Annotated in this window: 9 protein-coding genes; 6 read left to right on the forward strand and 3 right to left on the reverse strand. The window is 63.0% G+C overall.

Annotation, left to right across the window (positions count from 1 at the left end):
- The first annotated feature begins 24 nt into the window (after positions 1-24).
- The 4 genes from AOT87_RS27850 (at position 25) to AOT87_RS13025 (ending at position 3,339) form a co-directional block, all read left to right on the forward strand.
- The gene (locus AOT87_RS27850) at positions 25-291 is read left to right on the forward strand and encodes a hypothetical protein (protein WP_109398775.1); all 267 of its coding nucleotides are present in this window, start codon (positions 25-27) and stop codon (positions 289-291) included.
- Positions 288-581, forward strand: coding sequence for a hypothetical protein (locus AOT87_RS29075; protein WP_081343339.1), 294 nt, complete (start codon positions 288-290; stop codon positions 579-581). Before AOT87_RS27850 ends, AOT87_RS29075 begins: the two co-directional genes overlap by 4 nt.
- 267 nt (positions 582-848) lie before the next feature.
- Entirely contained in the window at positions 849-1,133 is a 285-nt protein-coding gene (locus AOT87_RS13020; protein WP_030093967.1) for a DUF1490 family protein, read from the forward strand.
- Between the two features lie 7 nt (positions 1,134-1,140).
- Positions 1,141-3,339 (forward strand): cation-translocating P-type ATPase, encoded by a 2,199-nt coding sequence (locus AOT87_RS13025; protein ID WP_057966779.1) that lies wholly within the window; start codon positions 1,141-1,143, stop codon positions 3,337-3,339.
- Positions 3,340-3,380: 41 nt separating this feature from the next.
- On the opposite strand, the gene AOT87_RS13030 is transcribed toward AOT87_RS13025, so the two are convergent.
- Genes AOT87_RS13030 through AOT87_RS13040 form a run of 3 tightly spaced genes read right to left on the reverse strand, consistent with a single transcriptional unit; the run spans position 3,381 to position 7,266 of the window.
- Positions 3,381-4,013, reverse strand: a complete 633-nt coding sequence (locus tag AOT87_RS13030; RefSeq protein ID WP_057966778.1) for a TetR/AcrR family transcriptional regulator — start codon at positions 4,011-4,013, stop codon at positions 3,381-3,383.
- Positions 4,010-6,838, reverse strand: coding sequence for an RND family transporter (locus tag AOT87_RS13035; protein WP_109398762.1), 2,829 nt, complete (start codon positions 6,836-6,838; stop codon positions 4,010-4,012). The genes AOT87_RS13030 and AOT87_RS13035 overlap by 4 nt, the downstream gene beginning before the upstream one ends.
- The gene (locus tag AOT87_RS13040; RefSeq protein WP_057966777.1) at positions 6,835-7,266 is read right to left on the reverse strand and encodes an MmpS family protein; all 432 of its coding nucleotides are present in this window, start codon (positions 7,264-7,266) and stop codon (positions 6,835-6,837) included. The genes AOT87_RS13035 and AOT87_RS13040 overlap by 4 nt, the downstream gene beginning before the upstream one ends.
- A gap of 779 nt (positions 7,267-8,045) precedes the next feature.
- Here AOT87_RS13040 and pks2 point away from each other — a divergent pair.
- Together pks2 and AOT87_RS13050 are read left to right on the forward strand one after the other, a co-directional pair.
- Positions 8,046-14,318, forward strand: coding sequence for a type I polyketide synthase (gene pks2, locus AOT87_RS13045; RefSeq protein ID WP_057966776.1), 6,273 nt, complete (start codon positions 8,046-8,048; stop codon positions 14,316-14,318).
- 10 nt (positions 14,319-14,328) lie between these two features.
- Positions 14,329-15,744 (forward strand): condensation domain-containing protein, encoded by a 1,416-nt coding sequence (locus AOT87_RS13050; RefSeq protein WP_057966775.1) that lies wholly within the window; start codon positions 14,329-14,331, stop codon positions 15,742-15,744.
- Positions 15,745-15,746 lie beyond the last annotated feature (2 nt).

A 15,746-nucleotide genomic window follows, 5' to 3' on the forward strand; every position in this document is an offset into this window, starting at 1 on the left:
GCGGCAATGCTCTTGGGCCTCCTGATGTGGCAAGCTCCGGCGACCGAGGCGGTGGCCGAACCTCCGCCGATTAACCCGATGCCCGCTGTTCCGGTGACGGTACCGGGCAGTGCTCCGAACAATCATGCGGCGACCCCGTCGCAGCCGGCGTTTGGATTATTACCCCTCCCCGGGCCAGGCACTCAGGTTTCGGCCGGGTTCGAAGCGGGGCACTCGGCTCGCATCAGTGGTGGGATGACGGGCGGGCGGTTGGAAGACCCGTGGGGGATTAGCGAGGGAACTACTCGGTGATTCGATTACTTTGTGTCGCAGTGATTGTCATGTTCTTTACCGTCGGCCTTGCCGCACCTGCGGCGGCGGAACTGTTACCGCCTAATCCGGCTCCTCATGGTCCGGTGATCGCGCCAGGTCAGTTGCCTGCGTTGAACGTGACGCGTGGGACTCGGTTGCCGTCTTCGATGTCCGGGGCGCATCGGCCGCGGATATCCGGTGGGATGGATGGGACCGGAGTATCCGGTGGTGTCAAGGCGAGTGCTGGATTCGGGGGCGGGAGCCTGGGGAGCTCCGCCGCAGTCCCATGACACGGTGATGGGGCCTGGTCCAGAGGCAGAACCTCCTCGTCGACGATGCGGGACCTGTAGGTCTCGTCGATAACAGTCCGCTGGCTTCGGTGCTCATCCCGGCGTGCCAGTCGGCCGCGTGTCTGCAATACTTGGCGATAATGAAAACCGTTATCATCATGACGCAACGGGCCACCTCAAGGGCTGATCGAGAGTAGGTTTCGTTAAGAAGCCACGGTGCGTGATGAAGCGTGACTCAAATACTTTGAGCGAAAGGGCGATTGGCTGATGGTATGGCACGCAGTACTAGCGAAGGCCGCATCGACGGTGGTAACCGGTGCGGTGGGAGTCGCCGCTTACGAGGTTGCGCGCAAGGCCGCCGCCAAGGTTCCCGTCCGTGACGCCAGTGTCACCGTTGCCTCCTGGGGGCTGCGCGGTGTGCGTAAGGCCGAGGAAGGCGCCGAACGTGCACGACTGGCGATCGGTGATGTTGTCGCGGAGGCTCGCGAGCGCATCGGGGAAGAGGCCCCGCCGCCCGTGGTAGGAGAATCCGGTCACGACCACGAGCACTGAGCCGCACATGGTCACTGTCGTATCTGACGCGGCCGGACGTCTGCGTGCCATCGCGACTGAGTTGAGCGGTGATGTGCGGCGCGCGGTGCTGATCGAGGACACGCTGCTGCATGTACAGGGAGTTCGTGCCGTACACGCGTATCCGCGCACGGCCGCGGTGGTGGTGTGGTACTCAAAGGCAAGTGGTTCGGCCGAGGACGTCCTCGACGCGCTGGCACGCGCCCTCGAAGCTCCGGTGCCGGAAACGCTGACCAGAGAACCACATTCGTCCGATGTGCGCAATGCCGACGTGGTGCGCATGGGCGTGGGCGGGGCGGCCCTGGTAGTGCTCGGACTTCGTCGATATCCGCTGCGGCGGCCGCCGCTGCTGGGACCGACCAGTCGCCTGTTGGCAACGGCGGTCACGATTTTCAGCGGATATCCGTTCCTGCGGGGGGCGCTTGCCGCATTGCGCAGCGGCAGATCGGCAGGTACGGATCTGCTGGTATCCGCGGCCACCGTGGCCAGCCTGGTGCTGCGCGAGAACGTGGTCGCACTGACGGTGTTGTGGCTGCTCAACATTGGCGAGTATCTGCAGGATCTGACGCTCCGGCGCACCCGTCGCGCCATCGCGGATCTGCTGTCGGGCAGTCAGGACACCTCGTGGGTCCGTCTCAGGGATGGCACCGAGGTCCAGGTCTCTACCGATTCACTGGCGGTCGGCGACGAGGTGGTGGTGCACGAGCAGGTGGCCATTCCGGTGGACGGGGAGGTCGTGGAGGGTGACGCGATCGTCGACCAGTCGGCCATCACCGGCGAAACCCTGCCAGTCAGCGTCGCCGCAGGGGGACGCGTGCATGCCGGATCGGTTGTCATGCGCGGTCGCATCGTTGTGCGTGCCGCGGCGGTGGGAGGGCAGACGATCATCGGCCGGATCATCACCCGGGTGGAGCAGGCGCAACGCGATCGGGCCCCGATTCAGACTGTCGGCGAAAACTTTTCGCGGCGATTCGTGCCGGCCTCGTTCCTGCTGTCCCTGGGCACCCTGGTGGTGACCAGGGATGTGCGGCGGGCCATGACGATGCTCTTGGTGGCCTGCCCGTGTGCGGTGGGCCTGTCTACCCCAACCGCGATTAGTGCCGCCATCGGCAACGGGGCGCGCAGGGGAATCCTGGTCAAGGGCGGGTCACATCTGGAACTGGCCGGCAGAGTAGACGCGTTCGTGTTCGACAAGACCGGAACGCTCACCATCGGACGTCCGGTGGTGACGAACATCGTTGCCTTCGAAGACGGCTGGGAACCCGAGCAGGTGCTCGCGTACGCGGCAAGCTCGGAGATTCACGCGCGGCACCCTTTGGGAGAGGCGGTTATTCGCTCGACCGAGGAACGCCACATCGCAATCCCGCCACACGAAGAGTGCGAAGTGCTCGTTGGCCTGGGGATGCGCACCAGAGCCGATGGGCGGACCCTGCTGCTGGGCAGCCCCGCACTGCTGACCAAGGAGAGCGTCCGGGTGACTCCGGAAGCCGACGAGTGGGTGGCCAAGCTCCGCCGCCGCGCCGAGACTCCGCTTCTGTTGGCGGTCGACGGTGTACTCGTCGGTCTGATCAGCCTGCGCGACGAGATCCGTCCCGAGGCCGCCGAGGTGCTGCAGGCGCTACGGTCCTTGGGTGTCAAACGGGTGGTCATGCTGACCGGTGATCACGCTGAAACGGCGCGTGCGGTGGCCGAGGAGCTGGGTATCGCGGAGTGGCAGGCCGAGGTGCTGCCCGAGGACAAACTCCAGGCTGTGAGTCGGCTCCGCAGCGACGGGCATTTTGTCGCGATGGTCGGTGACGGGGTCAACGACGCACCGGCGCTGGCGGCGGCTGATATCGGAATCGCGATGGGACTCAACGGAACCGATGTGGCGGTGGAAACCGCTGATGTTGCCCTGTCCAATGACGATCTGCGCAAGCTGCTCGATGTACGGGGTCTGGGCAGCCGGGCCGTGACCGTCATCCGGCAGAACTACGCCATGTCTATTGCCGTCAACGCGATCGGGCTGGCGATCGGTGCCGGGGGCGCGCTCTCGCCGGTTCTGGCCGCAATTCTGCACAACGCGTCCTCGGTCGCGGTGGTCACCAATAGTTCGCGTCTTATCGGCTATGAACTCGACAATCGCCCCGCACTCGCGTCGGTGCAACATCGGCCCGCGCCGTCAGCCCTGTCCGCAGTGGAGACGTGACCTTCCAGCAGAAGAGGCTGTGTCAGAAGAAATTCCGGGAATCAGGACCGATCTGCGGGAGCTTGCACAAGGGGAAGAATCACGTCGTCAACCATGCGGCGCATGTACGTCTCATCGATGACGGTTCGCTTGAGAGCCGCCGTCAGGCTGAGCCCCAGCGGGATGTCGTAGACGAGTGATAGATCACGATCCCGCGCAATCTCACCGCGCTCCACGGCTCGGGCGAACACGATCTCCATTCGCTTCTGAGTCTGCGATGCCAGCAGATTATCCAATGCCTCCGCCAACGTGGAGTCGTTGACGGCTTCGGCGATGATCCCCGCCAGCAAGTTGCCGGTGAGGATACTGCTTTCTTCCAGGTCGCTGTAATCCCGTGCCTCGTATAGAGCATGCAAATCCCCGTGCAAGCTCCCGGTGTCCGGTACGTCATCGAGTTTCCCCAGTGAAGGCCGTCCGTGCAGGATTGCATCGGCGGTGAGGGCCGCCTTGGAAGACCATCGCCGGTAGATGGCAGCCTTGCCGACCCCGGCGCGCGCGGCGATCTCGTCCATGCTCATCGCGTCGTAACCGTGTTCGGCGAGCACGATGAATGCTGCCTCCAGGATCGCGAGGTCCAAGGACCTGTTCAGGCGTCCGGATGTTCTTTGCCGCTGGATGGCAGTGTTTTTCGTCATCGGGTCCGCGCTGGAGTGTATTCGCGGAGGTTGAGCGGCCACCAAAACCAACGGCCCAGGAGTGCGGCGATGGCCGGGGTCATGAAGGACCGCACGATCAGGGTGTCGAACAACAACCCGAGGCCGATTGTCGTTCCGAGCTGCCCGACGATACGCAGGTCGCTAACAACCATGGCGCACATGGTGAATGCGAACACCAGGCCCGCATTCGTCACCACCTTGCCACTGCCGCCCATGGCCCGGATGAAACCTGTCTTGAGTCCGCCGTGGAGCTCTTCCTTGAATCGTGCGATGAGCAGCAGGTTGTAGTCCGATCCCACGGCCAACAGAATGATGACCGACAACGGGACCACGAACCAGTGCAGATCCATACCCAGCAGGTCCTGCCAAATCAGGACCGAGACCCCGATCGATGCGCCGAGTGAGATCGCTACCGTGCCGACGATGACCAGGGCCGCGACCACACTGCCGGTCACCAACAGCATGATGATGAAGATCAAGCACAGTGATGCGATGCCCGCGAGAATGAGGTCATACTTGGCTCCTTCCTGCAGGTCCTTGTTCGCCGCGGCGGTCCCGCCCAGGTAGACCTTGGCGTTCTCGAGCGGGGTGCCCTTGATCGAATCAGCCACCGCCTCTTTGATATTGCCGACGGTCGCGATCCCTTCCACCGAGGCGGGATTGCCTTGATGGGAGACGGTCATCCGGACGGCCTTCCCGTCGGGGGAGAGGAACATCTTCAGGCCGCGCTTGAAATCTGGATTGTCGAACACCTCGGGCGGCAGGTAGAACGAGTCGTCGTTCTTGGCTTCGTCGAAGTACTTGCCCATCAGGGTGGAGTTTTTGGTGCTCTCATCCATCTGGTTCATGATCCCGGACATGGTGCTGTGCATGGTCAGCAATGTGCCGTGCATGGACTTCATGATGGCGATCATGGGTGGGAACTCGGCGAGCATGCGGGGCATCAGGACATCGACTTTGTCCATGTTCACCAGCATGCCGTCCATGTCCTCGACCATCGCATCGACGCCGTCGAGAGCATCGAACACCGTCCGGCTGGCCCAGCAGATCGGAATGTCGGCGCAGTGCTTCTCCCAGTAGAAGTAGTTGCGAATCGGCCTGAAAAAGTCGTCGAAAGTTGCCATCAGGTCCCGCATGTCGTGCATCCGGCCTTGCATGACCTTCATCTGGCCGGTCATGTCGTGCATGATGCCGGTGAGCTCGCGCATCATGTCGTAGACGCGTTCCATGGTGCCGATCAAGGTCCCCATTTGATCGGCCATGGTCAGCATGTCCGCCATGCGGTCCTTCATGTACTTCATGTTCTGGATCTGGCCGGCGCCCTGGAGGCCGATCTGGAACGGTATCGAACTGTGCTCGATGGGTGTGCCCAGCGGCCGGGTGATCGCCTGCACTCGTCCGACGCCACGGGCATGAAACGCCGTCTTGGCAATTCGATCGATGACCAGCATGTCCGAGGGATTTCGCATGTCATGGTCGGCCTCGATCATGAGCATTTCGGGGTTCATCCGGGCTGGCGAGAAATGTCGTTCCGCTGCTGCGTAACCAACTTTCGAAGGCACGTTATCGGGCATGTACTGACGGTCGTCATATCCGGGGGTGTATCCGGGCAGGGTAAGTAGACCGATGAGTGCAATCCCCAGTGTCACAATGAGAATCGGTCCCGGCCAGCGCACCACCGCTGCTCCGATGCGCCGCCAGCCGCGTTCATCGTGTTTGCGTTTGGGCTCGAACAGCCCGAAGCGGCTGCCCAACGCCAGTACCGCGGGAGCCAGGGAGAGGGCTGCGGCGACGATGACGAGAATGACCAGTGCGCAGGGCACACCCATGGAACGAAACAGCGGCAGACGTGTCAGGCTGAGGCACAAGGTAGCGCCGACAATGGTCAGCCCAGATCCCAAGATGACATGTGACACACCGGAATACGCGGTATAGAAGGCGGCCTCTCGATCCTGGCCGGATTGCCGCGCTTCGTGATAACGACCCAGCAGGAAGATTACATAGTCGGTACCCGCGGCGATGCCCAGCATCGTGACCATGCTTACGGCATAGGTTGAGAGGCCAATGACATTGAGATTGCCCAATGTTGCGACAACGCCCTGGCCCGCCATCAGCTCGACGCCGACGATCACCAGCGCCACGAACATGGTGATCACGGATCGGTACACGAAGAGCAGCATCACGACGACGACGCCCACCGCTATCAGAGTCGTCTTCTGCATGCTCTTGTTGCCGGCCGTTCCGGTGTCCGCGCTGGCGGCGGTTCCTCCGGTGACGTAGGCCTGCACACCGTCGGGGCCGGGTGTCTCGGCGATGATCTTGCGAACGGCATCTACGGATTCATTCGCCAAGGTGGTTCCCTGGTCCCCGGCCAGGTTCACCTGGACATAGGCGGCTTTCCCATCGGCGCTCTGAGCGCCCGATGCGGTAAGCGGATCTCCCCAGTAGTCGGAGATGTGTTGGACGTGGGTCGGATCGGCCTCGAGTTTCTTGATGATCTCGTCGTAGAAGTGGTGCGCCTGGTCGGCCAGTTCTTGCTTCCCCTCCAACACGATCATGACGGAGCTGTCGGAGTCGAACTCCCCGAAGACTTTTCCGGTGTGCATCATCGCGATCATCGAGGGAGCGTCTTTGGGGGACATCGACACCGAATGTGCCTTGCCCACTTCATCAAGGGAGGGCGTGACGACATTGAGGATGATGGCGATACCCAGCCAGAAGAGGATGATCGGGATCGACAGAACCCGGATGATCCGTGCGATCCGTGGGGGCCGCGCCGCGTGGTCGCCGCTACCGTGCCTCATGCGGACTTCACCAGGCAGTAGATGTAGGCGTTGTGTTCGTTGGAAACTCGCTCCACCTTGACTTCGCCATTGACGATGATCCGGCAACCGATTGTGTCGCCGTTGCCTTGGGCCACGATGTTCCCACTCAACGACGGCAAGATCGAGACGATCTTGAACGACCATGGCAGCTGCACGGCGTCGACGCGCGTCGGCTGCGCATCCTCGTTGAAGTAGTTCACATCTGCCATGGCCCCGGGTTCTCCAAATACTTCGTATACGAGTGTCTTTGGGTTGTAGGGGACGGCATCTTTGGCGTTGTTGTCGGCAGAGGAGGCGAAGGAATCCGCACCGAAAATCCCGCGTACCCGTAACACTGCGAATCCGCCGATCGCGAGTACCGCGGCGATGAGCAGTGGCATCCACACCCGTCTTATGACGCGAAGCATCCCAAACCCCTTTGTGTTCAATGGAATTAGCAGATGACTGGCGGGCTTATGTTATGGAACTGCCGCAGTTGGTCGGGACGGGCATCTTTGCCCTACACGGAACTGGAGTTCCGCATGATGGTCGGGACGGTACCGCAGTTCCGTTCGGCGCGCGACACGAGTGAGCTAACTATGAGGACCTTTGGGGTGCCGTGATTTGCCGTTGCCCGCCCGGACCTCGCGTCGCGACCGGGTCGCGCCTTGTCACGAGCGTTTCTGCCCGATGCCGGTGGATGCCCGGCCACCTCACCAGTCACAAAACTAATGGCAAGTATGCACCGATTTCCGCCCAAAGCCCGCCTGGATCTTGATTGATAGGGGAAGCGATGAATTTAGGCTCACGGTGAGTAAATTGCATAAATATTTCATAGAGAAGGTCGGGTTAAATGTTCTCGAAATGCTGGCGTATGGCAACACTTGATAGCCTCTATGTTGTGACATTTAAGCAGCGTGATGGAGTGTTCACCGCCTTCAATGGCAAACAATTATGAGCATGAAAATATTTGTGAATTTCTTGTTTCCCGGCTATCAATGCGCTGTTAATGGGGAACGGGGTAGGGGTCTAAAAGTAGTCAATGTGCGATGCCTTCTCACAGTTTCAGCCGAGGCGTTGTGATCCTGATCTCCCGAGTCGCGAATTCCTTTCACGCACCCTATCTTTAGCCTTGTCGGGTTCTACTGCTAGTTGTCTCCGGTTCTACCAACAGGCAGATTGTCGTGCGCGAGGAGGACGTAGCAAGATGAAAAACGCGTCTGTGACCCCAGTTGCAGTTATCGGGTTGGGGTGCCGGCTTCCAGGTGGGATCGAGTCGCCCGAACAGTTCTGGGAGGCGCTGCTGCGCGGTGAGGACTTCGTTACTGAGGTGCCCCCTGCGCGCTGGGACTTGAGTGAGTACTACGACCCCGAGTCCGGCGTGCCCGGCAAGTCGCCTTCCAAGTGGGGGGCCTTCCTGGATGACGTTGGCGGCTTCGATGCGGACTTTTTCAGCATCAACGAGCGTGAGGCCGTCTCGATCGATCCTCAGCATCGTGTTTTGCTCGAAACATCTTGGCAGGCAGTGGAACATGCGGGCCTCAATCCGCGGACCCTTGCTGGCTCGCAGACCGGAGTGTTCGTGGGAGTGACCCACAACGACTATCAGTTGGTGGCCGCGGATGCGGCGGATCTCGGGGGTCCCTACGGATTCGCGGGTACAAACTTCTGCATGGCGTCGGGGCGCATCTCTTACGCCCTGGGTGTGCATGGGCCGTCATTGACGGTCGACGCCGGGTGTGCAGCGGGGTTGGCGACTGTGCATATGGGATGTCAGAGCCTGGCGGCAGGCGAAAGTGATCTCGTGCTCGCAGGCGGTGTCAACCTGGTCTTGGAACCCCGCAGGTATGTCGGTGCCTCGCAGCAGCGCATGCTCTCTCCGACCGGGCGCTGCCACACATTCACCGGCGAGGCAGACGGTTTCGTGATGTCTGAGGGCTGCGTCATGATTCTGCTGAAGCGGCTGGACGATGCGGTGCGAGACGGGGACCGGATTCTGGCGATCGTGCGGGGCACGGCGTCGAATCAGGATGGGCGCACAGTGAATCAGTCAACTCCGTCCTCGGACGCGCAGGCGGCCGCATGCCGTACTGCACTGGCGGCTGCCGGTGTGGACGCCAGCACCGTCGGACTCATCGAGGCGCACGGTACGGGCACACCCGTGGGTGATCCCATCGAGTACACGGGTCTGGCGCAGGTCTATGGAGTCGAGGGACCCTGCGCCGTGGGGTCGGTGAAGACCAACTTTGGGCACACCATGTCAGCGGCCGGTGCGCTGGGACTGATGAAGATCATTCTCGCGGTGGAGCATGGCGTGATTCCGCCAAACCTGCATTTCACCGGGATTCCCGACAAGCTTGCCGGCGTCACAACGAACCTTTTTGTGCCGCAATCGGTTATCCCATGGCCCGAGAACATCGAGGGCCCGCGGCGCGCCGGGGTATCGGCATATGGAATGTCAGGTTCCAACGTCCACGCTGTGGTGGAACAGGCTCCGCCCGCCGTGTCTGCGGAAACCAGCGTGGAATCGCCCCTGGGATCGCAGCTGATTTTCCCGGTGTCTTCGACGTCTGCCGACGAGTTGCGCCGGACTGCGGGCAGATTGGCCGACTGGCTCTCTGAAGGTGCCGATGTCCCGGTCGGGGACGTGGGATACACCCTGGCACGTCGCAGGGCGCACCGGCCGGTGCGCACCACCGTGGTGGCCAACGATGTCAACGAACTAGTGGCCGGGCTCCGCGAGGTTGCCGGTGACGAGGCCCCATATCAGGCGGCGGTTGCCGAGGATGACCGCGGCCCGGTCTGGCTCTTCTCCGGTCAAGGTTCGCAATGGGCGGCCATGGGTGCCGAATTGCTTGCTAAGGAACCGGTATTCGCCGCGACCATCGCCCGCCTCGAGCCACTGATCCAGGCGGAGTCCGGATTCTCGGTGAGCGAGGCGATCTCGGCGCCGGAGACGGTCACGGGTATCGACCGGGTTCAGCCGACGTTGTTCGCCATGCAGGTGTCATTGGCTGCCGCCATGGCTTCGTACGGAGTGAAGCCCGGAGCGGTCATCGGGCATTCGATGGGCGAGGCGGCAGCCGCGGTTGTCTCCGAGGCCCTGTCGTTGGAAGACGGCGTCAAGGTGATCTGCCGCCGTTCGAAGTTGATGCTGCGCATCTCGGGAGCTGGCGCCATGGCTTCCGTCGACCTGCCGGCTCAGCAGGTGGTCGCGGAACTGGCCGATCGGGAGATCGACGATGTGGTCCTGGCGGTGGTCGCGTCGCCGCAGTCGACGGTTGTCGGTGGTGCCACCGAGACAGTGCGGCAGCTCATCGCGGAGTGGTCGGACCGCGGATTGATGGCCCGTGAGGTGGCCGTCGACGTTGCGTCGCATTCACCGCAGGTGGACCCGATTCTGGACGATCTTGCCGATGCCCTCGAAGATCTGTCACCGCGGACACCGGTTGTGCCGCTGTACTCTTCGGTCTCGTTCGATCCGCGCGAGAAGCCCGTGATGGATGCCGATTACTGGGTGGACAACCTGCGTCACACGGTACGGTTCGCGGCGGCAGTGCAAGCGGCGCTGGACGACGGGTACCGCGTTTTCGGTGAGCTGGCACCACACCCGTTGCTGGTGTACCCCGCCGAACAGACCGCACGCAGCCTCGACATTCCCATGGTGGCCCTCGCCGGTATGCGCCGCGAGCAGGAGCTGCCGCATGGGCTTCGCGATTTTGTGGGAGACGTCTATACAGCCGGTGGTGCGGTGGACTTCTCGGTGCTCTACCCAGCGGGCGCCCTTGTGGATGTGCCGTTGCCGAGCTGGACCCGCCAGTCGTACCTGTTGGATCTGTCCGCGCAGGCGCAGGGCCAGAGCAGCCATACCGTTGCCGTCCACCCGCTGCTCGGCGCATATGTGCGACTGACCGAGGAGCCTGTGCGCCACATCTGGCAGGCCGATGTCGGCACCGAGGCACAGCCCTGGATCGCGGACCATCAGGTTCGTCATGTGGCGGTGTACCCGGGTGCCGCATACTGTGAGATGGCGCTGTCGGCCTCTGCCGCCGTATTCGGTGAAGGCTCAGTGGTACAGGACATTTCGTTCGAACAGCTGCTGACCTTGGGTGAGGCGACGCCGATATCGGCTACGGCCACGGCGAAGTCTGCGGATGTACTCGAGTTCGTGGTGGATACCCACGACGAAGGTGAGACAGTCAAGCGCGCCACAGCGGTCTTGGGTAGTGGTGACGAGGCCGATGTTCCCGTGGCCTACGACCTAGCCGCGCTACGGGCGGAGCACCCGCACAGCGCGACGGGCGACGAGCTACGAGAGTCGTTCGACGAGCGGGGAGTGCAGTACGGCCCGGCCTTCCAGGGCTTGGTCTCCGCGTACCACGGCGACGAGTCTGTCAGGTCGGTGCTTGCGGAAGTGGCACTGCCTCGGGATGTTCGGGCGCAGCAGGGCAGTTACATCGTCCACCCCGCGCTCCTGGACGCTTGCTTCCAGTCCGTCATCGCGCTGCCGGATGTTCAGGCGGCCAGCAAGAACGCGCTACCGCTTCCCAAGGGTGTGCGCAGCCTGCACGCCTACGAATCCGCACGTTCCACGCAGTACTGCTACACCCGGGTGACCAAGGTGATTGGTAACGAGGTGGAAGCCGATATCGATCTGCTGGACGAGAAAGGCGCCGTGTTGGTTGCGGTGCGGGGCTTCCGATTCGGTACCGGCGCCTCGGACGACGAGCAGCGCGATCAGCTGCTCAACAACCGCCTGCTTGCCATCGAATGGCAGCAGCAGCGGTTGCCCGAGGAGGTATCGGGCGGGCCGCGCCGGTGGCTGCTGGTCAGCACGGGTGAGACCGTGGACCCGTGGGCATCGGAGCTGATCGATGCGCTGAAACTGCGCAACAGTGAGGTGGCGCTGATTCAGTGGCGGCCAGACACCGATCGTGTTGCGGCACTGAAGCTTCTGTACGACCAGCTGGAGGCCGGCGGATTTGACGGTGTGCTCGTCGTCACCGCCCCCGGGGCCGCCGCAGGTGCGGACAGGGTGGCCCTGCAGGGGGCCGATCAGGTTCGGCATCTGGTGCGGATCACCCGCGAATTGGTGGACCTGCCGGGCGAGCCGCCGCGGCTGTACGTGGTGACTCGCAACGCTCAGACGGTTGTCGACGGCGACATCACCAATCTGGAACAGGCCGGATTGCGGGGGCTGGTGCGCGTTATCGGCGCCGAATATCCGCACCTGCGTGTCACGCACATCGATGTCGACGGCCACACCGCCGCCCAGAACGTGGCGGGCGAGTTGGCTTCCGGGTCGGAAGAGGACGAGACCGCATGGCGTGACGACCACTGGTACCGGGCACGCCTGAACCTGGGTCCGCTCGGCCCCGACGACTGGCGCAGTACCGTTGCGACACCGGACAATGAGGGAGTTCGGTTCGAGGTCCGCACGCCGGGCGACCTGCAGTCACTCGGGTTCGTCGCGTTTGATCGGGTGGCCCCCGGGCCGGGACAGATCGAAGTCTCGGTCACGGCCACCAGCATCAACTTCGCCGACGTGCTGAACGTGTACGGCCGGTACTCGAGTTTCGAAGGCCGGCAGGAGCTCGGCGTCGACTTCGCGGGCGTGGTGACGGCCGTCGGTGAGGGCGTCACCCAGCATCAGGTGGGTGACCGCGTGGGCGGCATGACGCCGACCGGCGCCTGGAGAAGCTTCGTCGTGGTCGATGCCAACCTTGCCGCGACGCTCCCGGCCGAGGTGCCCGATAGAGAGGCAGCAGCCGTCCCGGGCGCTCATGTCACCGCCTGGTACGGGCTCCATGAACTCGCCAGGATCTCCGCGGAGGACAAGGTGTTGATCCATTCCGGTACCGGTGGTGTGGGACAGGCAGCGATTGCCATCGCCCGTGCCGCGGGGGCCGAGATTTACGCCACCGCGGGCAGCGAAGAGCGGCGAGAATTGTTGCGCAGCTGGGGTATCAAGCACGTATACGACTCGCGCAGCACAGAATTCGCAGACCTGATCCGTCGTGACACCGACGGCTACGGCGTGGACATCGTGCTCAACTCGCTCACCGGTGCCGCGCAACGGGCCGGGGTGGAACTGCTGACCTTCGGTGGCCGCTTCATCGAAATCGGCAAGCGTGACATCTACGGCGACACCCGGCTGGGGCTGTTTCCCTTCCGGCGGAACCTGTCGTTCCACGCCGTCGACCTTGTCCTGGTATCGAAGACACGGCCACAAGCGATCTACCGCACCCTGACAGCGCTGTACGGGCAGATGGCAGAGGGCGTGCTGCCGTTGCCGGAGATCTCGTCCTCTCCATTGCAAGAGGCGGCGGAGTCGATCCGTGTGATGGGTGCTGCGGGGCATACCGGAAAGCTCGTTCTGGACCTGCCTAAGGCGGGCGAGGTCGACGCGGTGATCCCGGCGTCGCATGCGCCAGCGTTCCGCCGAGAGGGTGCGTACGTGATCACCGGTGGCCTCGGCGGGCTGGGCTTGTTCCTGGCGAAGAAGCTGGCGGCTGCCGGGGTCGGCCGGATCATCCTCAACGGTCGCAGCGCTCCGAAGCCCGAGGCCGTAGAGGCTATTGAGCAGATCCGGCACGCCGGCATCGAAGTCGATGTGGTGCTTGGCGATATCGCCGAACCGGAGACGTCACAACGTCTGGTGGCGGCAGCCACGGAGACCGGGAAGCCTGTGCGCGGCGTGCTGCATGCCGCCGCCCTGGTGCACGATGCCACGCTCGCCAACATCACCGACGAACTGATCGACCGTGGAGACTGGCGGCCCAAGGTACATGGCGCCTGGAATCTGCACGAGGCCACCGCGGAGCAACCGCTGGACTGGTTCTGCTCGTTCTCCTCGATTGCGGCGCTGGTGGGCTCTCCGGGACAGGGTGCCTACGCGGCGGCCAACAGCTGGCTGGACGGATTCACGCACTGGCGACGTGCCCAGGGCTTACCGGCAACTGTCATCGCCTGGGGTGCCTGGTCGGAGATCGGGCAGGGCACGCATCTGGCGAACGCGGACGCTGCAATCCTCCCGGACGAGGGTGCCTACGCCTTCGACACCGTGCTTCGGCACAACCGGGCGTACACCGCCTATGCGCCGATGGCAGGCATATCGTGGCTGGCCGACTTCGTCGAGCGCAGTCCGTTTGCCCAGGCATTCCGTGATGCGGGTCAATCTCAAACGGAGACAAACAAGTTCCTCGATGAGCTCAACGCGCTGCCGCGTGAGGAGTGGCCGACCCGACTCCGGAAACTGGTCGCCGAGCAGGTGGGCCTGGTGCTCCGGCGATCGATCGATCCCGACCGATCCCTCCCGGATTATGGCCTGGACTCATTGGGCAACCTCGAAATTCGTACCCGTATCCAAGCGGACACCGGCGTCCGTATCGGTCCGGCTGATGTATCGACAGTGCGGTCTTTGGCGTCGCATCTGTACGACAAGCTGGCCGATCAGGAATCCGAAGTCGCTTCGTCTTAAGGGGATTGAAATGCGTGGTGGACCAGTAACGGTGTCGTTGACCGACAAGTGGGAGCCGTCTGCGGGATCGGTGATCACCTGGCAGCCTTCACCGGCCTCGTACGCGAAGGCCCTTGAAGCGCCGGTGAGTGAGATTCCCCCGAGCTTCATGCAGGTGCAGCATCTCCGCACATATCTGCGACAGGCCGCCAAGGGTCTGGACTTCTCGCGCGTGCTCGTCTTCACCTTGGATATGCCGGGGCGGTGCGACAAGCGGGCCATGGGTCATGTGATCAATGCCCACCTGCGGAGACACGACACGTATCGGAGCTGGTTCTCGCTCGACGATGATCAGAACATCGTTCGGCGCACCATCGCCGACCCCGCCGACGTGGAGTTCGTCCAGGTCAAGTTGGGCGAGATGACCTCCGACGAGGTGCGGGAGATGGTGGTCTCGGAGACCCCGGACCCCTTCCGATGGGACTGCTTCCGATTCGGAATCATCCAGAGCTCGGGGCATTTCACCTTCTACTTCAGTGTGGACCATCTGCACCTGGATGCGACTTTTGCGCGCTTGCTGATCATGGAGATCCTCATGGGATACAAGGCGCTGGTTCAGGGCGGCGCCCCGATCGAGCTTCCGCCCGCGGGCAGCTACGGCGACTACTGCATCAGGCAGCATGAGTTTCTTTCCGGGCTGACCCCTGATTCCGAACCGGTGCGCGAGTGGACTCAGTTCGCCGAGAACAACCGCGGCAGCCTCCCGGATTTCCCGCTGCCGCTGGGTGATCACGGTGTGCCCTGCGGTACCGCGATCGTCACCGAGCAGCTGCTCGATGAGCAGCAGGCCCTGAAGTTCGAGTCGCGCTGCATCGACGCGGGGGCGCGATTCATCGGTGGCGTGATGGCCGCTCTCGGATTCGCCGAACGTGAATTGACCGGTACAGACACCTATTACGGCATCACCCCGAGCGACGCCCGCGACGAGGCGGACATGTTCACGACGGGATGGTTCACCGGGCTGGTGCCGATAACGGCCCCCGTTGACGGGACCTTTGGTGCGGCAGCCGTCGCGGCGCAGGAATCGTTTGACCGTGGCAGGCAGCTGGTGAATGTCCCCTTCTACCGGGTCCTGGAATTGGTGCCGGAGCTGAACTGGCCACGGCCGTACCACCCCATGATCAATTTCTTCGACGGTGGTGCTCCGCCACTTTCGCAGTTGTTCACCAACCCGCTGCTGGTAAGCAATCCCATCGGTCTGTATGCCGAAAGCAAGTCGGTGTACCAGCTGACGATCTTCATCTCGCGATTCCCGACGGAGACGACGCTGATGATCGCGTACCCGGACAACCCCATCGCGCGGGAGTCGATCACCCGCTACGTAGACCTCGTGAAGTCCACGTTCGCAGGGGTTTGCGAGCAGAATGACGCTGTGCACGCGCGGTAGTC

It is taken from the genome of Mycobacteroides sp. H003 (assembly GCF_001440135.1).
Taxonomy (GTDB): Bacteria; Actinomycetota; Actinomycetes; order Mycobacteriales; family Mycobacteriaceae; genus Mycobacterium; species Mycobacterium gwanakae.

Bases quoted from the DNA above. Each gene is read 5' to 3' on its own strand.
- AOT87_RS13020 (WP_030093967.1), top strand. From the start codon at position 849: ATGGTATGGCACGCAGTACTAGCGAAGGCCGCATCGACGGTGGTAACC.
- AOT87_RS13025 (WP_057966779.1), top strand. From the start codon at position 1,141: ATGGTCACTGTCGTATCTGACGCGGCCGGACGTCTGCGTGCCATCGCG.
- AOT87_RS13050 (WP_057966775.1), top strand. From the start codon at position 14,329: ATGCGTGGTGGACCAGTAACGGTGTCGTTGACCGACAAGTGGGAGCCG.
- AOT87_RS13040 (WP_057966777.1), bottom strand. From the start codon at position 7,266: ATGCTTCGCGTCATAAGACGGGTGTGGATGCCACTGCTCATCGCCGCG.
- pks2 (WP_057966776.1), top strand. From the start codon at position 8,046: ATGAAAAACGCGTCTGTGACCCCAGTTGCAGTTATCGGGTTGGGGTGC.
- AOT87_RS13030 (WP_057966778.1), bottom strand. From the start codon at position 4,013: ATGACGAAAAACACTGCCATCCAGCGGCAAAGAACATCCGGACGCCTG.
- AOT87_RS27850 (WP_109398775.1), top strand. From the start codon at position 25: ATGTGGCAAGCTCCGGCGACCGAGGCGGTGGCCGAACCTCCGCCGATT.
- AOT87_RS13035 (WP_109398762.1), bottom strand. From the start codon at position 6,838: ATGAGGCACGGTAGCGGCGACCACGCGGCGCGGCCCCCACGGATCGCA.